At 66.5% G+C, this 20,612-nt stretch carries 15 protein-coding genes; 10 read left to right on the top strand and 5 right to left on the bottom strand.

Annotated elements, in window-relative coordinates:
- Window positions 1-26 precede the first annotated feature (26 nt).
- Both AC07U1_RS19240 and AC07U1_RS19235 read left to right on the top strand, forming a co-directional pair.
- Entirely contained in the window at window positions 27-2,141 is a 2,115-nt protein-coding gene (locus AC07U1_RS19240) for a prolyl oligopeptidase family serine peptidase (RefSeq protein ID WP_495177857.1), read from the top strand.
- Between the two features lie 138 nt (window positions 2,142-2,279).
- Complete coding sequence (locus AC07U1_RS19235; RefSeq protein WP_495177858.1) at window positions 2,280-5,618, top strand: S8 family serine peptidase; 3,339 nt, start codon at window positions 2,280-2,282, stop codon at window positions 5,616-5,618.
- A gap of 34 nt (window positions 5,619-5,652) precedes the next feature.
- Here the strand turns inward: AC07U1_RS19235 and AC07U1_RS19230 are convergent, their stop codons facing one another.
- Together AC07U1_RS19230 and AC07U1_RS19225 are read right to left on the bottom strand one after the other, a co-directional pair.
- The gene (locus AC07U1_RS19230) at window positions 5,653-7,017 is read right to left on the bottom strand and encodes a sensor histidine kinase (protein ID WP_495177859.1); all 1,365 of its coding nucleotides are present in this window, start codon (window positions 7,015-7,017) and stop codon (window positions 5,653-5,655) included.
- On the bottom strand, window positions 7,014-7,688 hold the full coding sequence (locus tag AC07U1_RS19225) for a response regulator transcription factor (protein WP_056350469.1): 675 nt from the start codon (window positions 7,686-7,688) through the stop codon (window positions 7,014-7,016). Before AC07U1_RS19225 ends, AC07U1_RS19230 begins: the two co-directional genes overlap by 4 nt.
- 160 nt (window positions 7,689-7,848) lie before the next feature.
- Here AC07U1_RS19225 and AC07U1_RS19220 point away from each other — a divergent pair, with 160 nt between their 5' ends.
- Genes AC07U1_RS19220 through AC07U1_RS19210 form a run of 3 tightly spaced genes read left to right on the top strand, consistent with a single transcriptional unit; the run spans window position 7,849 to window position 10,527 of the window.
- The gene (locus tag AC07U1_RS19220; protein ID WP_495177860.1) at window positions 7,849-8,589 is read left to right on the top strand and encodes an HAD family hydrolase; all 741 of its coding nucleotides are present in this window, start codon (window positions 7,849-7,851) and stop codon (window positions 8,587-8,589) included.
- 4 nt (window positions 8,590-8,593) lie between these two features.
- Window positions 8,594-9,748, top strand: a complete 1,155-nt coding sequence (locus tag AC07U1_RS19215) for a CDP-glycerol glycerophosphotransferase family protein (protein WP_495177861.1) — start codon at window positions 8,594-8,596, stop codon at window positions 9,746-9,748.
- Entirely contained in the window at window positions 9,745-10,527 is a 783-nt protein-coding gene (locus tag AC07U1_RS19210; RefSeq protein ID WP_495177862.1) for an FkbM family methyltransferase, read from the top strand. The genes AC07U1_RS19215 and AC07U1_RS19210 overlap by 4 nt, the downstream gene beginning before the upstream one ends.
- On the opposite strand, the gene chrA is transcribed toward AC07U1_RS19210, so the two are convergent.
- On the bottom strand, window positions 10,522-11,709 hold the full coding sequence (chrA, locus tag AC07U1_RS19205) for a chromate efflux transporter (protein WP_495177863.1): 1,188 nt from the start codon (window positions 11,707-11,709) through the stop codon (window positions 10,522-10,524). The two genes, AC07U1_RS19210 and chrA, sit on opposite strands and share 6 nt — an antisense overlap.
- 269 nt (window positions 11,710-11,978) lie before the next feature.
- On the opposite strand from chrA, the gene AC07U1_RS19200 reads away from it, so the two are divergent.
- Window positions 11,979-13,079 (top strand): NADH:flavin oxidoreductase/NADH oxidase, encoded by a 1,101-nt coding sequence (locus tag AC07U1_RS19200; protein ID WP_495177864.1) that lies wholly within the window; start codon window positions 11,979-11,981, stop codon window positions 13,077-13,079.
- Here the strand turns inward: AC07U1_RS19200 and AC07U1_RS19195 are convergent.
- Window positions 13,076-13,858, bottom strand: coding sequence for an SDR family NAD(P)-dependent oxidoreductase (locus tag AC07U1_RS19195; RefSeq protein ID WP_495177865.1), 783 nt, complete (start codon window positions 13,856-13,858; stop codon window positions 13,076-13,078). The genes AC07U1_RS19200 and AC07U1_RS19195 overlap by 4 nt on opposite strands.
- 125 nt (window positions 13,859-13,983) lie before the next feature.
- Here AC07U1_RS19195 and AC07U1_RS19190 point away from each other — a divergent pair, with 125 nt between their 5' ends.
- Window positions 13,984-14,745, top strand: a complete 762-nt coding sequence (locus AC07U1_RS19190; RefSeq protein ID WP_495177866.1) for a ThuA domain-containing protein — start codon at window positions 13,984-13,986, stop codon at window positions 14,743-14,745.
- 92 nt (window positions 14,746-14,837) lie between these two features.
- Here AC07U1_RS19190 and AC07U1_RS19185 read toward each other — a convergent pair whose 3' ends face one another.
- Window positions 14,838-16,475 (bottom strand): GMC family oxidoreductase, encoded by a 1,638-nt coding sequence (locus AC07U1_RS19185; protein ID WP_495177867.1) that lies wholly within the window; start codon window positions 16,473-16,475, stop codon window positions 14,838-14,840.
- A gap of 116 nt (window positions 16,476-16,591) precedes the next feature.
- Between AC07U1_RS19185 and AC07U1_RS19180 the strand changes: the two genes are divergently transcribed.
- From AC07U1_RS19180 to AC07U1_RS19170, 3 genes are all read left to right on the top strand, one after another.
- Complete coding sequence (locus AC07U1_RS19180) at window positions 16,592-17,341, top strand: glucose 1-dehydrogenase (protein WP_495177868.1); 750 nt, start codon at window positions 16,592-16,594, stop codon at window positions 17,339-17,341.
- Window positions 17,341-18,054 (top strand): SDR family NAD(P)-dependent oxidoreductase, encoded by a 714-nt coding sequence (locus tag AC07U1_RS19175; protein WP_495177869.1) that lies wholly within the window; start codon window positions 17,341-17,343, stop codon window positions 18,052-18,054. Before AC07U1_RS19180 ends, AC07U1_RS19175 begins: the two co-directional genes overlap by 1 nt.
- Window positions 18,055-18,184: 130 nt before the next feature.
- The gene (locus AC07U1_RS19170; protein WP_187140360.1) at window positions 18,185-20,578 is read left to right on the top strand and encodes a TonB-dependent receptor; all 2,394 of its coding nucleotides are present in this window, start codon (window positions 18,185-18,187) and stop codon (window positions 20,576-20,578) included.
- Window positions 20,579-20,612: the final 34 nt, after the last annotated feature.

Below are 20,612 nucleotides of genomic sequence, written 5' to 3'. Positions count from 1 at the left end.
AGCACACCCCGGGGAGATTTCCAGATATGATCCGCGTTACACTTGCCGGGCTCGCCTTGAGCTGTTCCTTCGCCACCATCGCAGTCGCCGCCGAGAAAGAGGCCAAAGACCCCTATCTCTGGCTCGAGGACATCGACGGCCAGAAGTCGCTCGACTGGGTCAAAAAGGAAAATGCCGAGACCGACACGCTGCTCCTGTCGCGCCCCGGTTTCGAGGCCGATCGCAAGCGCGCGCGCAACATTCTCGACGACGACCGCCAGATCGCAATGCCCGGCGAAGTGATGGGCCCCACGATCACCAATTTCTGGCGCGACGCCGCCAACCCCCGCGGAATCTGGCGGCAGAGTCCGCTCGACGCGTATCTCGCGGGCAAGCCCGAGTGGAAGACGCTGATCGACGTCGACGCGCTCGGCAAGGCCGAGAAGCAGAGTTGGGTCTGGCACGGCGCCGACTGCCTCGCCCCAGCCTATACGCGCTGCCTCGTCTCGCTCAGCCCCGGCGGCACCGACGCCGATATCGTCCGCGAATGGGACCGCAGCACCGGAAAATTCTTCGACGGGGGCTTCACCGTTCCGCTCGCCAAGAGCAGCGTGACGTGGGAAAATGCCGACACCCTGCTCGTCGCGACCGATTATGGCGAAGGCAGCATGACCGCGTCGGGTTATCCGCGCATCGTTAAGCGCTGGAAGCGCGGCACGGCGCTGGCATCGGCCGAGACGGTCGCCGAAGGAGAAACCGAAGACGTCGGCATGAACGTCTTCGCCTTCACCGACGGCGACAAGCGCTGGCCGATGATCAGCCGCGGCAAGACCTTCTACACCGCCGATTACAAGCTGCCGAACATCGACGCGTCGCGCTATATCTCGACGATCGTCCCCGACACCGCGAGCGTGCGCGACGTCATCGACGGCCAGCTCGTCATCTTCCTCAACAAGGAATGGGCGGGCATCGCCGCGGGGTCGCTCGTGTCGTTGTCGCTCGAGGATATGTCGGCCGACCGTCAGATGCCCATCGTCACCGCAATGACGCCGACGAGCGCGCAGGCGATCGAAGATGTCGCCGCGACCGACAATATCCTGTGGGTGAAGGCGCTCGACGATGTCGAGGGCAAGCTGTTCGCGTTGCGCCGCGACCCCCATACCGGCAAATGGAGCCAGAAGGACGTCGCGCTCGCCGACAATGCGACGGTAACGATCGCCGGTGCCGTCGCAAAGCGCGACATCATCCTCGCGACCGCCGAAACGATGCTGATGCCGCCGACGCTTTACGCGGTGTCGGAGGGCAAGGCGGCCGCGGCGGTGCAGAGCCTGCCCGCGACCTTCGACGCCAAGGACATGACCGTCGAAAAGCGCTTCGCGACGTCGAAAGACGGGACGAAAATTCCCTATTTCCTCGTCCGCAAGACCGGCGCCACCGGCCCCGTCGCCGCGCTCGTCCATGCCTATGGCGGCTTTCGCGCCGCGCAGACGCCGGGCTATCTCACCGGCCAGCCCTATCGCGCCGGTCCGCTCGGCCTCTTCTGGGTCGAGGACGGCAATGCCTATGTCCTCGCCAACATCCGCGGCGGCGGCGAATATGGTCCCGCCTGGCATCAGGCGGCGCTTCGCGAGAAGCGCCAGAACAGCTTCGACGACCTGCACGCGGTCGCCGAGGATCTGGTCGCCACCGGGGTCAGCGCCAAGGGCAAGATCGCCATTTCGGGCCGTTCGAACGGCGGTGTTCTTGTCGGCGCGGCGATGGAACAGCGGCCCGACCTCTATGGCGCGGTCATTTCGGGTTCGCCGCTGAAGGATATGCAGCGCTACAACAAGCTGCTCGCCGGCGCCTCGTGGGTCGCCGAATATGGCGATCCCGACGTGCCCGAGGACTGGGCCTTCATGTCGAAATATTCGCCATACCAGAACATCAGGAAGGGCGTAAAATATCCGCCGATCTTCCTCTATTTGTCGACCAAGGACGATCGCGTCCACCCCGGCCACGCGCGCAAATTCGCCGCGCGACTGAAGGAACTCGGCAATCGCGTCTATTATCACGAATATATGGAGGGCGGCCATTCGGTCGGCGCCGACCATGCCGAAGACGCGATCCGCGCCGCGATGCTTCACGCCTTTCTGCTGCGCGAACTGGTCGAGAAGAAGTAAAGTAATAGCGCCGTAAAGTTAACCCCCTAGTATCGATTCGATTTTTCTGAGACGATGCTCCGTTCGCGCGAGTCGCGACCGTTGGCGTTCGATGCCGGACCAGGACATCGCGGCCAACTTGATAGTCAGGGGGCTGACATGAAAATCGATGCATATGACACGGCCACATTGGGTGGCCGGGCGAACAAGGCGTTGCCGGGCGACAACCAGTCGGCGGGCCGTCAAACCCTTTCGTCGCGCCAAAGCGACACCGCAGCGCAGGCAGCGAAACCGGGCGCCACGGACGGCGGCGCCGTCGATGCCGGACCGATCTTTACCGTCGGCTGGGGTGACTCCAAGTCCGCGCTGTCCGCCACCCACCTGTCCACCCTGACGTCGGCCGGCATGGTCGCCGCGGATGCCGATTTCGGCAAATTGCAGTTCGGCCTCGGCGACCTGTTCGTCGAATCGAGCCTCGCGGTGATGGGGCTGAACGACACCGCGCGCGCCAGCGCGCTCGCCGATTTTCAGAGCAGCAACAGCATCGCGCCGGTCGTCGAGGGCTATGTCGCGATCGACGCGACCGCACTCGACGGCAATGGTGCGGCCTTGCTCGCGCAGCTCGAAGCGCTCGGCTTCGAAGGCGGCATCGCCTATGGCGCGCTCGTCGGCGGCTATATTCCACTCAGCGCGATCGACGATCTGGCGGCGCTCGCCAACCTGAATTTCGCGCGGCCGGCCTATTCGATGTCGAGCGCCGGTTCGGTGCAAAGCCAGAACGTCTTTTCGGGCAACGCCGATTTGGTGCAGAATCATTACGGCCTCGACGGCAGTGGTGTGAAGATCGGCTTCATCTCCGACAGCTTCAACACCGCGACGCTGACCACCACGGGCGCCGCGCTGACCATCCACTATGCGCAGGACGTCGCCAGCGGCGACCTGCCCGCCGGGGTGGAGGTGCTGCTCGACAGCACCCTCGCCCAGAACCGCGACGAAGGCCGCGCGATGATGCAGCTCGCGCACGACATCGCGCCAGGCGCGACTCTGTCGTTCCACACCGCGCAGGGCGGTCAGGCGGTGTTCGCCGCGGGCATCCAGGCGCTCGCCGACGCCGGCGCCCATATCATCGTCGACGACATCATCTATTTTGCCGAACCGATGTTCCAGGACGGCATCATCGCACAGGCGGTCGATGCGGTGACGACGGGCGGCGTCCAATATTTCTCGTCGGCGGGCAATCAGGCGCAGCGCTCCTATGAATCGGTGTTCCGCGATTCGGGCGAGACCTTTACCGCCAACGGCATCACCTATCGCCTGCACGATTTCGATCCCGGCGCCGGGGTCGATTCGACCCAGTTGATGTCGCAGACCGGCTCGGTCATCTACGACCTGCAATGGGCGCAATCCTTCTTCTCGGCGAGCGGGGTCGGCGGGAATTCCGACCTGGCGCTTATCTTCCGCCAGACCAACGGCACGGTGATCACGATCATCGACAGCAACAATATCAACGCCGACGCCCTCGAACTCGCGCAGTTGAACGGCAACGGCAGCTTCACCCTCTCGATCGGCGTCGATCCTGTCGGCACCAATCCGACCTTCATCAAATATGTCACCTTCGGCGGCACCTGGTCGGCGAGCGAATATGCCACCAACAGCTCGACCTCGTTCGGCCATTCGAACGCGGCGGGCGCGATCGGCGTCGCGGCGGCGGACTGGTTCAACACCCCCGCCTTTGGCCAAAGCCCGCCGCTAGGCGAAAACTTCACCTCGCGCGGCGGTCAGCAAATCTATTTCGACACCGACGGCAATGCGCTGGCGACGCCCGAGACGCGCACCACCGTCGACATCACGATGGCCGACGGCGGCAACAACACCTTCTTCGGCAGCGACATCAGCAGCGACCTCGACACCCTGCCCAATTTCTACGGCACGTCGGCGGCGGCGCCCAATGCCGCCGCGATCGCGGCGCTGCTGCTTCAAGCGGCGCCGAATGCGACCCCGGCGCAAATCCAGGCCGCGCTCGAAACGACCGCGATCGATATCCAGGCGCTCGCCACCGGCCGCCCGACCCACAACATCGGCGTGCTCACGGGCACGGGTTACGACATCGACACCGGCTGGGGGCTGATCCAGGCCGATGCCGCGCTGGAAGCGCTGATCGGCGCCCGGGCGACGGCGGTCGGCGAAACGACGCAGGTTCGCGAGAATGTGACCGTCAGCGGCAATCTGATCGCCAACGATATCGTGGCATCGGGTGGCCAGTCCGCGGTCGTCCGCTCGGTCAATGGCGACGTGATCACCTTCGGCACCCCGATCACCTTGCCTTCGGGCGCGCTGCTGACGGTGAACAGCGACGGGACCTATACCTACGACCCGAACCACAAGTTCGACTATCTGATCAAGAACACGCTGGCGATACAGCTCGGCGCGGCCAACGGCTATGTACCCGACACCTTCACCTATAGCCTGGTCGGCGGGTCGACCGCCACGGTCACCGTGATGGTCCGCGGTCTCGAAGGCCCGGGCGACGAACTGCATGGCAATGGCGCCAACAATGTCATCACCGGCACCACGGCCAACGACATCTTCAACCTGTCGCAAGGCGGCGACGACACCGTGTCGGGGCTTGTCGGCAACGACCTCTTCTACTTCGGTGCCGCGATGACCGCCGCGGATCGGGTCAATGGCGGCGGCCACACCGACACGCTTGTGTTGCAGGGCAATTACAGCGCGGGCCTGACCTTCGCCGCGACCAGCCTGGTCAGTATCGAGCGCATCAATCTGTTGTCGGGCAGCGACACGAGCTTCCGCGATACCGCCGGAAACACCTACAGCTACGTTATCACGACCGTCGACGGCAATGTCGCCAGCGGCGCGCAGCTGATCGTCGATGCCAAGCCGCTTGGGGCGACCGAGACCCTGAACTTCGACGGATCGGCCGAAACCAACGGGACTTTCGTGCTGCGCGGCGGGGAGGGCAACGACACCATGGTTGGCGGCCAGGGCAACGACCAGTTCGCCGGCCGCGGCGGCGCCGACATCTTCCGCTTCTTCGCGGATTCAGGCCAGGATCTGATCACCGATTTCTTGTCGGGAACCGACAGGATCGACCTCTCGCAGCGCGGATTTCTGGACTATCAGGCTGTGATCGATGCGACCCAGGATGTCGGCGGCAACGCGGTCATCGATCTGGGCGGCGGCGATCTGGTGACGCTGCGCGGCGTGACCAGGGCGCAATTGCAGTCGGGCGATTTCATCTATGCCAGCCCGGCGGCGCAGGGTGCGGCGGCCGGTGACCTGCTGATGGCGTCCGGCGGCTGGGGCGGCGACTGGGGCGGCGATCTGTTCCTGGCGCCTGTCGGTTCCGGCACGACCGGACACGATAGCCTGGTGTTCGACACCGGCGGATTTGCCTCGCATTGGACGGCGGATACCGCACCCGATCAATGGACCGACTGGCAGATTGGATTGCAGCGGCACGACATCCATCTGTTCTGACGCGAACGCGCCGATCGCGCCGCGACAATAGGGGTCAGAAGGTGAGCACGACCTTCGTCCCCGGCGCGGCGTCGCCGATCGCCATCCGCCCCTCGTGCAGCGCGACGATCGCCGCGACGAGCGGCAGGCCCAGCCCGGTGCCCGGTTGCGCCGCCGTCTCGGGCAGGCGAAAGAAACGTTCCTTCACCCGCTCGCGATAGGCGGGCGCGATCCCCGGCCCGCTGTCGCTGATCGCGATACGCGGACGCCCGCCGACGCTATCGGCCTCGACACGGATGCTGCCGCCCTCGCCGCCATATTTGACCGCATTGTCGAGCAGGTTCGAAATCGCCTGGAACAGCAGGTTACGGTCGGCCTCCATGGTCAGCCCCGGTGCGATCCGCGCGGCGATCGTCTGGGCATGATCCTCGGCGTCGGGTCCGTGCAGTTCGACCGCGTCGGCGAGCAACAGCGAAAGGTCGACCGGCTTCATCCCGGCGAAATGCCGTCCGCTCTCGATCCGCGCGATCCGCAGCAGCGCATCGAAGATCGCCTGCAACCGTTCGGCTTCGGCGACCGCCTGTTCGGCGAGCCGCTCGCGCTCGGCGTCGTTGTCGGCCGTGCGCAGTTCGTCAAGGTCGGCGTGAAGCCGCGCCAGCGGGGTGCGCAGTTCATGCGCGACATTGTCCGACACCCGCCGCACCGACTCGACCGCTTCCTCGATCCGCCCGAGCATCAGGTTGAGCGTTTCGGCCAGCTCGTCGAAATCGTCGCCGGTGCCGCGCAGCGGGATACGCTCGGTCAGGCTGCCTGCCATCACGCGCCGCGCCGTGCGGGTCACCGCGTCGATGCGTCGGCTGATCGCCGCGCCCATCGCCAGGCTGCCACCGACCGCGAGCAGCGCCGCGATCGCGATCATCCACGCCGAATTGAGCGTGAACATCTCGTCGCGGTCGTCGATTTCCTCGACATCGCGCCCGACGATGAGGCGCGCGCCGTCGGCCAGGCGGCGCTCGACGACCAGCGCTTCGAAATCGATCTCCTGCCCTTCGAAATAAAGGTCGGCCTCCAGCAACTGCCATCCCGCGATCTGCTCGCGCGGCCAGCTCGGCAGATTGGCCGTCGCGACGACACCGCCGCTACCGACCAGCGCGTGGAAGGCGCGCGTCCGTCCGGCCGCTTCGCGCCGCCGGTAGAGCGCCCGGATCAACGCCGTGCGCCCTTCGTCCGCGTCGACGCGAACCAGCGCCGCGGCTTCGGCGCGCACCCGGTCGGCTTCGGCGGTCAGCGGGCGATGGACCCCGATCCACCAGGCGGTGCCGAACAGCAGGGCCAATGACGTCACGAACAACGCGACATAGATCAGCCCGAGCCGAAAGGTCAGGCTGCGCAGGACGCGTCGCAGGCGCCCGCCGCTCATCCCGCGCGCATCAGATAACCGGTGCCGCGCACCGTGTGGATCAGCGCCGCGTCGAAGCCGCGATCGACCTTTTGCCTTAACCGGCTGACATGCTGATCGATGATATTGGTCTGCGGGTCGAACTGATAGTCCCACACATGTTCGAGCAGCATCGACCGGGTCACCACCCGTCCCTCGTTGCGCGCGAGATAGGTCAGGATGCGATATTCGCGCGTCGTCAGGTCGATCGCCTTGCCCTGCCGTTTCACCTGCTGGCCGAGCAGGTCGATTTCGAGGTCGCCGACCGCAAGCTTCGTTTCGGCGACGATCGCCGGCCCGCGCCGCGCGAGCACGTCGACACGCGCGAGCAGTTCGGACATCGCAAAAGGCTTGGTCAGATAATCGTCGCCGCCGGCGCGCAGTCCCGCGACGCGTTCGTCGACCTCGCCCAGCGCGCTCAGGAACAGGATCGGCGTCGCGTCGCCTGTCGCGCGGATCGTCTGCACGATCGTCAGCCCGTCGACATGGGGCAGCATGCGGTCGACGATGATCAGGTCGAAACCGTCGGTGGTGGCGCGGATCAGCCCGGCGCGGCCGTCGGCTTCGTGCGTGACGACATGGCCGGCGCTTTTCAGCCCCTTGCCGATATGCTCCGCGACGCGGGCATCATCCTCGATCACCAGGATTTGCATCCCCTTCCCTTAGGCAAGCGGGCGGCGCACCGCCACGCTTTCGAACATTTGATTTTCGTCATCTTCGCCCCGCGATGCCAAACATGGCCAAAATCAAATCTTCGGCCCACCAAGGCGATAACCGCCGCCGCCATGGCTCGCTCCGGACAAGGAGCAGAACATGGGTCGGGCGGAAATGCATATTGCGGCGCGGGCACCGCAAACCGTCATCGCGCCGGCTCCGGCCCTGCTGTCGGTCTTCGACCTCGACCGCACCCTCTCCATCCTGCCGACCTACACCCCCTTTCTCTTCTTCGCGGCGCGCACGCGCGCGCCCTGGCGAATGCTGCTCGTGCCGCTGCTGCTGCCTCTCGCGCTGCTCTATGCGCTGAAGCTGCTGCCGCGTTGCCGGATGAAGCAGGCGATGCACCGGGTCGCGCTCGGCAGTGCGCTGCCCGAGCGCGAGGCCGCGCGCCTCGCCGATCGCTTCGCCCAGCACCTCGTCGCGCGCGGCCTCTATCGCCAGGGCCTCGCCCTGATCGAGCGCGAACGCGCCGCCGGCCGCCGCATCCTGCTCGCGACCGCGGCGCCGCATTTCTACACCGCCGCGCTCGCCCGCCGGCTCGGCATCGGCGATGTCGTCGCGACGGGCTCGTCGTGGCGCGATGGCCACCTCGTCCCCGCGATCACCGGCACCAACTGCTACGGCGCCGACAAATGCGCGATGGTTCAGGCTTTCCTCGCGCGCGCCGGCATCGCCCGCGACGCCGCGCATATCCGCTTCTTTTCGGACCACGCCTCCGACCTGCCGCTCTTCGACCTCTGCGACGAACCCGTCGCGGTGAACCCTTCGCCCCGGCTTGCCGCCATCGCCGCCGCGCGCGGCTGGCCGGTGCTCGACTGGCGCAAGCCCAAGGACTGACCCCATGCGCATCGGTTTCCTGTTCAACCACAGCGGCGGCCATCAGGTCGCCCACGCCCTCCCCGTCGCGCTGGCGCTCCGACGCCTGTCGAACCGCGCCGACATCCGCATCCTCGTCTCCGCTGGCAGCGAAGCCGAGGTGACCCGCCTCGTCGATCGCGAAGCCGGGCCGCGCCCCGACATCGTCCGCCTGCGCCCGGCATCGCGTCTGGCCCGGGCCACGCACCGAGCCAGCGGCCGCGCGCTCCCTACCGACAGCCTCTCGGTCCTCCGCCGCAACCTCGACCATTTCCGCGACCTAGACGCGCTCGTCGTCCCCGAAAAGACGTCGCTGCTGCTCAAGACGCATTTCGGGCTCGACAATCTCAAGCTGATCCACACCCGCCACGGCGCCGGCGACCGCGCGATCGGCTTCGACAAGGCGAGCGGCAAGTTCGACCTCGTGCTGATGTCGGGCGCGAAGATCCGCGACCGGCTGGCCGACGCCGGACTGCTGCGCGAGGATGGCCATGCGATCGTCGGCTATCCCAAGTTCGACCTGCCGCCGCGCAGCCCGCGCCCGCGGCTGTTCGTCAAGGACCGGCCGACCGTCCTCTATAATCCGCACCCTTCGCCCGCGCTGTCCAGTTGGTACCGCATGGGGCCGCAGATCCTCGACTGGTTCGCGCAGAGCGACCAGTATAACCTGATCTTCGCGCCGCATGTCATGCTGTTCCAGAAACGGGTGACCGCGTCGCTGTCGCCCTTCGCGCTCGGCTGGAACCGGCTGCCCGATCCGGCGCACTACGACCGCGACCATATGCTGATCGACACCGGTAGCCCGGCCAGCCTCGACATGACCTACACCGACGCCGCTGATATCTACCTCGGCGACGCGAGCAGCCAGGTTTATGAATTCCTCCGCCGTCCGCGCCCCTGCGTCTTCCTCAACCCGCGCGGCCACGCCTGGCGCGGCAATCAGGATTTCGCGCATTGGCAGGCGGGTCCGGTGGTCGAGACGCTCGAGGATTTCGCCGCCGCCTTCGAAGAGGTGCCGATGCTCGAACCCGCCGACCGCCGCCGCCAGCGCGACCAGTTCGCCTATAGCTTCGACCTCGACGAGCGTCCCTCGTCCGAGCGCGCCGCGATCGCGATCCTCGACTATATGGGGCGCGCATGACCGGCCTCGCCGCCCCCGCGCCCGTCGGCGCCTTCATCGAATATGGCCTGTTCAAGACGCTCGCCAAATGGCGCGCCCGGCTGTTGTCGGCGCTCCGCCGCACCGCCGCCGATCCGGTGCGCACCCGCTACGGCGTGCTGATGCGCGCCAACTGGCGCGACCGCACCTTCCAATATTGCTATCACGCCACCTATGGCCGCGTCCTTGCCGACTATCTGGCGGACCAGCGCCGCCCCTTTTCTTTCATCGACATCGGCGCCAACCAGGGGCTCTACAGCCTGATCGCCGCCGCCAATCCGCATTGCCGCACCGTCACCGCCTTCGAACCCGTCGCCGCGACGTTCGCGCGGCTGGCCGACAATATCGCGCTCAACGGCGACAGCGAAAAAGTGTGCGCCGTCGATGCCGCGGTCTCGCTCGAATCCGGCACCGCGACGATCGCCACCGACGCCGCGCACAGCGGCACGGCCAGCCTGCGCCACGGCGGCGCGGGCGGCGAAACGATCCGCATCCTCGGCATCGCCGATGTCGACGCGGCAATCGACGAACGTTTCCCGCTGGTCGTCAAGGTCGACGTCGAGGGACATGAGGAAACCGTGATCGAAGCCCTGGCGGCCTCGACGCACCTGCCGCGCATCGCCGCGATCTTCTATGAGGTCGACCGCCGCTGGACCGACGCGGCGGCGATCGAGGCCCGGCTGCGCGGCGCGGGCTTTGCTCGCTTCACCCGCTATGGCTTCGGGCGGCACTATGACGTGCTGGCGGAGCGCGCCTCATAGGCCCAGCAGCCAGCCCGCGACCCCGCCCGCCAGCACCAGCGCCGGAATCACGAACTTGCCCTTCAATTTCCACACCAGAACCAGCGCGACCGCGAAGATCAGCACCGGCGCCACGAACCCCGACGCGCGCTCGGCGGTCGACCAGCCGAGTTGGACCAAAGTCGCCGCGATGACCCCGACGACCGCGGCCGCAACGCCCGCGAGCACGCGGTGCAGCGCCGGATGTTCGACCACCGCCTCCAGCCGTTCGAAAAAGATCATCGAGAAGGCGAAGGCGGGAAGGAACATGCCGACGGTGATCGCGATCGCCCCGCTGAACCCGCCGGCGACATAACCTGCGAAGGTCGCGAAGATGACGAGCGGCGCGGGCAGGATGCCCGCCAGCGCGACGCCGTCGAGGAACGAACCGTCGGACAGCCAGCCGCGCCCGACCGTATCGGCGCGCACATAGGGAATGGCGGTATAGGCGCCGCCGAAGGTCAGCAGCCCGCCCTTCAGCCCCGCGATGAACAGGGCGAGCGTCGTCGCCGGACCCGACACCACCACGCTCGCTGCGGGATGGAAGCCGTTCGACGTCGGGATGAACCACGCCAGCGCCGCCGCCGCGACGAGGACCATCGCGGCAAGCGTTTTGCGCGCCGACAAGGCATAGACCAGCCCGCCGGCCAGCAGCGGAATCCAGAACGGCACCCCGGCGAGCGTCGCGGCAAAACTGACCCCCGCGATGATCCAGAGCGGCATATCCTCGAGGATATGGCTACCGATCCTTTGCACCGCGCGCAGGATAATCGCGAGCACGGCGACCTGGACACCGAAGAAGATGCTCGCCGTCCCCGGCTGGCTGACGATCCAGCTGTCATAGAGCCAAGCGGCGAGCAGCATCAGGAAGAAACCCGGCAGCATGAATCCCAGGCCGGCGAGCAGCCCGCCGATCCGCCCGCGCGCGACCATGCCGAGATGGACGCACAGTTCATGCGCCTCGGGCCCGGGCAAGACCTGCATCACCGCGAGCAGCCGGTTGAAACGCGTCGAGGAGATCCAGCGCTCCTCCTCGACAAGCACCTGGCGCACCATCGCGATCTGCGCGACCGGCCCGCCGAATGCGAGGAAGCCGAAGCGCAGGAACTTCAGGAACAGCCGGAAAAGTCCGAGCGAAGGGGGAGAAGGTTCAAGATTCGTCATGCCAAGCGCGCTCCTGCCGCGAAATGCGGCCCGTGGAGCGGAACTTGGGCGGCGAGCCGCCTGGACGGGCGTCCGCGTTTGCCCGTTCGCTTCCTTTATCACGGCGTTCCGTGAAGGAAATATAGTCTTGCTATCGCGGCTGCGAGTTTGGCTTTGGTTTGGGCTGGGGCTTGCCCTCCCTGCAGCCGAAGATACTCGGAAAATTGATCATGGGTCCCGCCGGCTTTTCGTTTAGAGCGTCCCCATCTCATCACCAGCGGGAGGCGATCTTGGCCCATTTGTTCAACCCGATCGACATCGGCGCACTATCGCTGCCCAACCGCATCGTCATCGCGCCGATGTGCCAATATTCCGCCGACGATGGCTGCATGACCGACTGGCATCTGATCCACCTCGGCCAGCTGGCGATGTCGGGCGCCGGCGCGCTGACGATCGAGGCGACCGCGGTGACGCCCGAAGGCCGGATCAGCTACGCCGACGTCGGGCTCTACGACGATGCAACTGAAGCCGCGATGGCGCGGGTGCTGACGTCGATCCGCCGCTTTTCCAACATCCCCGTCGCGATCCAGCTTGCCCACGCCGGGCGCAAGGCGAGCACCGCGAAGCCATGGGACGGCGGCGGCCAGATCGCCCTCGGCGATGCGAACGGCTGGCAAACGCTCGCGCCATCGGCGATCCCCTTCCTCGACGCGGAGAATGCGCCCCTCGCGCTCGACGACGCCGCGCTCGACCGCATCCGCACCGCCTTTGCCGACGCCGCGCGGCGTTCGGCCCGGCTCGGGATCGACGCCGTGCAACTCCACGCCGCGCACGGCTATCTGCTCCACCAGTTCCTGTCGCCGCTGTCGAACCGGCGCGACGATTCCTATGGCGGCAGCCTCGAAAACCGGATGCGCTTCCCGCTCGAAATCTTCGACGCCGTGCGCGGAGCTTTCGCGGGGCCGGTCACCGTCCGCGTGTCGGGGACCGACTGGGTCGACGGCGGCTGGACGATCGAGGAAACGATCGCCTTCGCACGCGCCCTCGAAGCGCGCGGCTGCGCGGCGATCAACGTGTCGAGCGGCGGACTGCACCCGGCGCAGCAAATCGCGCTGTCGCCGGGGTATCAGGTGCCGCTCGCGCGCCGGGTCAAGGATGCGGTCGCGATGCCGGTGATCGCGGTCGGGCTGATCACCGACGCCGCGCAGGCCGAGGCGATCGTCGCGAACGGCGACGCCGACATGGTCGCGATCGCCCGCGCCGCGCTCTACGACCCGCGCTGGCCGTGGCACGCCGCCGCCGCGCTGGGCGCGACGATCGCGGTGCCGCCGCAATATGAACGCAGCGAACCGCGCGAGCATCGCGGGCTGTACCGGATCGAGCGGGGTTAAACCCCCATCATGCCCGCGGTGGTCGCGCCGTCGATGACATAGTCGGCGCCCGAGATGAAACCCGCCTCGTCGCTCGCGAGGAACGCGACGAGCGCGCTCACCTCATCGAGCTGCGCCATGCGCTTCATCGGCGCCATGCCCTCGAATGCCGCGCGCGCGGCGGCGGGGTCGGGCGAACGGTCGATGACGCCGCGGATCATGTCGGTTTCGACGACGCCCGGCAGGACCGCGTTGACGCGAATCTTGTATCCCTTGCCCGCGCAATGGATCGCCGCCGATTTGACGAGCGCGACGACCGCGGCCTTGGTCACCGAGTAAGCGGCATAATTGCCCATCGCGCGGTGGGCGTTCATCGACGAATTGACGATGATCGATCCTGCCGCGCCGCCGGGATTCCGCGCCATCGCGCGAATCGCGTGCTGGACGGTCAGCATCACCCCGGTCTGGTTGACCGCTACGATATGGTTCCACGCGGCGATGTCGATATCCTCGACGCTCGCGTCGCCCGCCTCGGTCCCGGCATTGGCGAAGGCGATGTCGAGCCGGCCATATTCGGCCTCGATATCGGCCATCAGCGCGGGCCATGCCGCGGCGTCCTCGACGCGGTGGGTGCGGAAGATCGCGCCGGTGTCGGCTTCGACCTTCGCCGCTGCCGCAGCGTTCGAGCCGGTGAAGACGACGCGCGCGCCTTCGTTCGCCAGCCGTGCCACCGCCGCCGCGCCGATCCCGCTCGTCCCGCCGGTGACCAAAGCCACCCTGCCTTGCAGTCGTTGCTGCATCGCGCTTCTCCTCTCGCCTGCCCTCTTGCCAGTTTCAGCGCGAACGGGAACCTATCAATACAGCAAGGTGACGCCTGCGGATCATGCCCGCATGATGGCGCCATAACAGGAGGAGAGGACCGACGATGAGCGACAGCGAACATCCGCCCCGCATCGATTGCGTGCTGATCTGCGGCGGCGTCTGGCACGATATGGATTTCGCGCGGCTCGAACTGCTCCAGCTGCTCGCCGAGGACCCGCGCATCCGCACCCGGGTGTTCGAAAATTACGACAATATCGCCGCGATCGAGGCCGCCGATATCCTCATCAGCTATACCTGCGACGTCACCCCGTCGCTGCCGGCGCAGGAGGCGCTGCGCGACTGGCTGAAGCGCGGCGGACGCTGGTATGCGCTGCACGGCACCAATTCGATCCTGCGCCTGCTCGATACCGGCGTCTGGGACGCGCCGCGCTGGGCGCCGCTGATGATGGACCTGCTCGGCTCGCAGTTCATCACCCACCCCGCGATCGAACCCTATACGGTGCGCGTCGCCGACCCCGAACACGCGCTGACCAAAGGCATCGAACCCTTCGAGACCACCGACGAACTTTATCACCTCGAAACACATGGCGACCTGCATGTGCTGCTCGACACCGAGTGCACCGGGCCGGGCACCGGCTTCGTCGAGGCCGAGGATGCGCCGGGAACCTATCCGGTCTTCTACATCAAACAGCATGGCGCGGGCGCGGTGCTGTACCTCACGCTCGGCCATTGCCGGGGGCATTACGACCTGCAGCCGATGATGGACTGGTGGCCGACGGTCGATCGCTGCGCGTGGGACCTGCCGGTCTTTTACGACCTGCTGCGCCGCGGGATCGGTTGGCTGAAAGAGCGCGAGAGCGTTTGAGGCTCAACCACTTCGTCATTGCGAGCGCAGCGAAGCAATCCAGAGTTGCGTAAACCGCTCTGGATTGCTTCGCTGCGCTCGCGATGACGGGTCTAAGCCACCGCCCGCAATCGCCGCCGATCCTCGTGGATCAGCCCCGCCGCGCGGAGTGCCAGCGCCATCGCGGGGGCGTTGGTGTTGCCGGTCACCGGCGACGGCATCACCGAACAGTCGACGACGCGCAGACCCCCGACGCCGTTGACGCGCAGCCGCGCATCGGTAACCGCGCGATTGTCGCTGCCCATCCGGCACGTACCGACCCCGTGCAGCCCGCAGGTCGCGAGCCGGCGGAAGGCGGCAAGGATTTCGGCGTCGCTCTGCACCGCCGCACCGGGCAGCAATTCGCGCTCGACCAGATCGGCGAGCGCGGGCTGCGCCATATAGCGTCGCATCGCATGGACCGCCGCGATTGCCGTTCGCTCATCTTCCTTGGTCGATAGCCAGTTGGGCTTGATATCGGGCGCGGCATCGCTGCCGGGACCGGCGATCAGGATGCTGCCCTCGCTGGTCAGCCGCAGCAACTGGCCATAAATGGTCATCCCCGGCTTGCGGTCGATGGTGCTGAGCGGCACCGGATGCTTGTCGTCGCCGAGCGCGAAGGTGTAGCCGCCGAGATAGAGCTGCAGGTCGGGCCGGCCGTCGCGGCTGGTCAGGTTGAGGAAGGCGCCGACCTCGAACGGCCCGGTCGCCATGATGCCGCCGCGCGTCAGCAGATATTGCGCCATCGCGCGCGCCAGGCCGAGGCCGTAAAAGCTGCGGTTGCTGCCCACATCGCGCGACAGCCGGTGCGGCATGCTGAACCCCAGATGTTCGCGCAGCCGTCCGCCGACGTCGGGCGAATCGAACACCGGCTCGACCCCGGCGGCGCGCAGCACGTCGGCGGGACCGATCCCCGACCGCTGCAGCAGCAACGGGCTTTCGAGCGTCCCGCCACAGACGATGACCTCGCCGCCGCAATCGAAGCGGCGCGGTTGACCCGCAACCTTCGCCTCCACGCCCGTCACGCGTCCATTCTCGACGACCAGCCGTTCGGCCATGGCATGCGTCACGACATGCAGGTTCGGCCGCTTCTTCGCCCGCGCGAGGAAAGTCGTCGCCGCGCTCTCACGGCGTCCGCGCCGGACATTGTGCGCGTAAAAACCGACGCGGTCGGCCGTCGACGCATTGAGGTCGTCGACCGGCTTCAACCCCATCTCCATCCCCGCCTGCACCATCGTCTCGGCGAGCGGATAGCTGTGGATCTTCGGCGCGACCCCGACCGGCCCGCCCCGCCCGCGCATTTCGCTCGCGCCCAGCCCATGATCCTCGAGGCTGCGAAAGGCGTCGGTCATCGCGGCGCCGGTCCAGCCGGTGCAGCCGAGCTTTTCCCATTCGTCGTAATCGGCGGGCTCGCCGCGGCTCCAGATCATGCCGTTGACCGCCGACGATCCGCCCAGCCCCTTGCCGCGGATCCATACCTCGCCCGGCGCGCCGCCGTCGCCGCGTGGCTGCGACACGCCATAGGCCCAGATATGGTCGGGATTGGTGACGAGCTTCGCGACCCCCTTCGGGATCGCGACCCAGCGGCTGTCGTTGCGGCCGCCGGCTTCGAGCAGCAGCACGCGGACGTCGGGATCGGCGCTCAATTGTTCGGCCATCACGCAGCCCGCCGATCCCGCGCCGACGACGATGTAATCCCAGCTTTCCGCCATGGCCCTCTCCTCGCATCCGACCTGACAGCGGCGCGGCACGCTCGCACCTAGCGCAATAAATAGTCCCCTCGGGTCGCCGGCGGCATGATAGTGGCCGCATAAACACGGAGGATGGCATGGTAGAGGATCGCGGGCGGATCGCCGGCAAGACGGCGTTCGTCACCGGCGGCGCGTCGGGGCTGGGTCTCGACATCGTCCGCCGCTTCGTCGCCGAAGGCGCCAGCGTCGTGATCGCCGACATCGACACCGCCGCGGGCGAGGCGCTCGCCGCCGAACTCGGCCAGCGTTTCGTGAAACTCGACGTGTCGAACGAAGGGGAATGGCTCGCCGCGCTCGGCCCCTGCGACCGGATCGACATCCTCGTCAACAATGCCGGCATCACCACCATGGGTTCGATCGAGGACCTGACGCTGGCGGCCTTTCGCCACGAATTCGCCGTCGATGTCGACGGCGTCTTCCTCGGCTGCAAACACATCATTCCGAAGATGAAGGATCATGGCGGGTCGGTGATCAACATGTCGTCGATGTGCGGAGTGCGGGCGCAGGCCGACCTCGCCGGCTATAATGCGGCCAAGGCGGCGGTCACCCACCTCACCAAGTCGGTCGCGCTCCATTATGCCGCCAAAGGCTATGGCATCCGCTGCAACTCGGTGCATCCGGGAGCGATCCACACCGCGATGATCGACAAGGTGATGGCTCAAGTCGACGACCCCGAAGCGCTCTACGCCGGTTTCGTCGCCACACATCCCGTCGGCAGGCTCGGCAAGCCCGAAGAGGTTTCGTCGATCGTCCTCTATCTCGCTTCCGACGAGTCCGCCTTTGCCACCGGCGCCGAATTTCGCATCGACGGCGGCAGTTCGCTCTGATGGCGGGGCGCCTGGAAAGCCGTACCGCGCTCGTCACCGGCGCCGGTTCGGGGATCGGGCTGGCGATCGCCCGGCGCCTCGCCGCCGACGGCGCGCGGGTGCTGACGACCGACCGCGCCGGCGAGGTCGACATCGTCGCCGATGTCACCGATCCGGGCGCCAACGCCCGTTTCGTTGCCGAAGCCGAAGCGCGTTTCGGCGGACTCGACATCCTGATTCCCTGCGCGGGCATCACCGGCATGCAGCCGCTCGACGATCACAGCGATGAATTTTTCGACCAGATGATGGCGGTCAACGTCACCGCGGTGTTCCGGCTCGTCCGCGACGCATTGCCGCTGCTCAAACGCTCGCCGCACGGCCGGATCATCCTGATCGGGTCGGTGATGTCGAGTTTCGGCGAGGCGGGAATGACCGCCTACGGCGCGTCGAAACACGCGGTGCTGGGCATGACCAAATCGATCGCCGCCGAGGTCGGTGCCCATGGCATCACCGCCAACTGCATCCAGCCCGGCGCGATCGATACGCCGATGACCGCGCCCGCCTTTGGCGCCATGCCCGCGTTCAAGCAGCACTGGATCGACAAGGCGGCGCTCGGGCGGCTTGGCCAGCCCGAAGATATTGCCGACGTCGCCGCGTTTCTGGCCTCCGACGACGCGCGTTTCATGTCGGGCCACGGGCTGTTTGTCGACGGAGGCTCGACACAAAGAACCTGAATTCAACGCGTTGACTGCCTTTGCGGGACGCCTGATATTTTTGATGATTGTTCAAACCCGGCATAAAGCGGACCTTGCCTTCCAACGTGACCGACGAGCCTATGCGGCGGCACGAGAGGGAGGAAATCCGATGTCCACGCATGCCCGAATGCTGCCCGCCGTCTACGCGACCGTGTCGCTCGCTGCACTTGCCATCGCCACGCCGGCGTTCGCGCAGGACGCCCCCGCCACCGACGACAGCGGCGGCGCGCTCCGCGAAATCGTCGTCACCGCGCAGAAGCGCTCCGAAAGCGTCCAGTCGATCCCGATCGCGGTCACCGCGCTCGACCAGACCGCGCTCGAATCGGCGACGATCGACGACATCCGCGACATCGCCGGCCGCGTCCCCAGTCTCGTCGTCGACTCGGTCGGCGCCGGGCCGAGCGCCGCCGCCATCTCGATCCGCGGCATCAGCTTCGAGGATATCGAGAAGAGCTTCGACCCCGCGGTCGGCGTCGTTGTCGACGGCGTCTTCATCGGCACCAACACCGGCCAGCTGCTCGACAGTTTCGACCTCGAACGCCTCGAAGTGCTGCGCGGTCCGCAGGGCACCCTGTTCGGCCGCAACACCATCGGCGGCGTGATCAACGTCACCCGCACCAAACCGACCGACGATTTCGGGGTGCGCGGCCAGTTCGGCTATAGCCGCTTCGATACCAAGCGGGGGCGCCTGGTGGTCAACACCGGCACCCTCGGCGGCTTCATCGCGCTCAAGGCGTTCGGCTATTACGACAAAACCGACGGCTATTATTACAACGTCACCAAGGGCCGCCGCGAGGGCAAATATGAAACGCTGACCGGCGGCGTCACCGCGCTGATCACCCCCAGCGACGCGATCACCGCGCAGGTCACCTATCAGCACAGCCGCGAGCGCGGCGAAACGATCGCCGCGGCGCTGTCCGAAACCCGCCGCGACGTGATTTGCGCCGCGCCAGGTGCACCGGGCTTTTCACCGCTGACCGAATGCAACCGCTCGTTGCTGCCCAACCGCGGTCTGTATACGACCTTCAGCAACATCGACGCGCCGGTTCGCAACGATGTCGACAGCATCACCGGCAATATCGACATCGACCTCAGCGACGCCATCACGCTTTCGTCGGTGACCGGCTACATCAAGAACAAGGAGTCGGTGACGCAGGATTTCGACGGCAGCTCGGCGAATTTCTTCGAAACCAAGCGCAACCAGAAATATCACCAGTTCAGCCAGGAGCTTCGCCTGCTGGCCGATTTCGACATGGTGAACCTGCTCGTCGGCGGCTATTATTTCGACAGCGGCTACACGCTCGACCAGTCGACCAACTTCGGCGTCGTGCTCGGCGGCGGATCGACGGCGGTGCTGCGCCAATATGTCGATCACAGCGCGCGATCCTACGCCGGCTTCGCCGACGCGCAGATCAAGCTCAGCGACCAGTTCAAGGTGTCGCTCGGGGCCCGTTATACCGATGACAAAAAGACGATTTTCAACAATTACGGTCGCATCGGCGCGCTCGTCCGGATCACCCAGCCGACCTTCGACGGCACGACATGCGTCGCGGTGACCGGCACGATCAGCCCTGCGCCGGGGGTCGTCCTGCCCGCCTATAGCCCCGCCAACAATTGTTCGGGCAGCGACAGCTTCGGCAAGTTCACCTGGCGCGCCAATGCCGAATATACCTTCGAACCCGGCAAGCTCGCCTATGCCTCCTTCTCGCGCGGTTTCCGCTCGGGCGGCTTCAACGGCCGCGCGGCGTCGCCGACCTCGCTCGGGCCGTACCAGCCCGAAACGGTCGACGCCTATGAGGTCGGGCTGAAGGCCGACTGGCTCGACCGCACGCTGCGCACCAACCTCGCCTTCTACTACACCAAATATGACAACAAGCAGGAAGAGGTCGTCCAGCCCTCGCCGCCGGGATCGTCTAGCCCGCAGGAAACCGTGGTGCGCAACGCGTCGTCGGCCGACATCAAGGGGTTCGAGGCCGAGATCATCGCGCAAATGTCCGACGCGTTCAGCTTCAACGCTTCGTTCAGCTACACCGACGCCAATTACAAGAATTTCTTCAACGATGTCGTCGGCCTGACCCCGGGCAGCGCGCAGGATGGCATCCCCGACGACGTCTCGACGCTGACGCTGCGCCGCGCGCCCAAATTCGCATGGTCGGCGGGGCTGAACTACAGCAAGGAGATCGGGTCGGGCCGCTTCGACGCCTCGACGCTGCTGCGGTACCAGAGCAAATATGCCACCTGCATCGCGCCCAACAAGCCGATCACCCCCGGCGCGGTCACCAACGACAACCGCTGCTTCACCGAGGACCGCGAAAACCTGTCGGCGCAGATCGGTTATACCTTCCTGCTCGGCGACGATCGCGAGGTCAGCATGTCGCTGTTCGGGCGCAACCTGACCAACCACAAGGGGCTGTCATCGACCCTGCCGGTCGCCGGGCTCTTCACCTTCGGCGCGGCGCAGCAACCGCGCACCTATGGGGTCGAACTGGGCTTCCGTTTCTGACGGATTGAAACTTCCCGCCCCGGGCACGGCGGGA

This window comes from Sphingopyxis sp. GW821-FHT02C12 (assembly GCF_059421785.1).
This window is presented reverse-complemented; position numbering and strand designations above follow the sequence as displayed.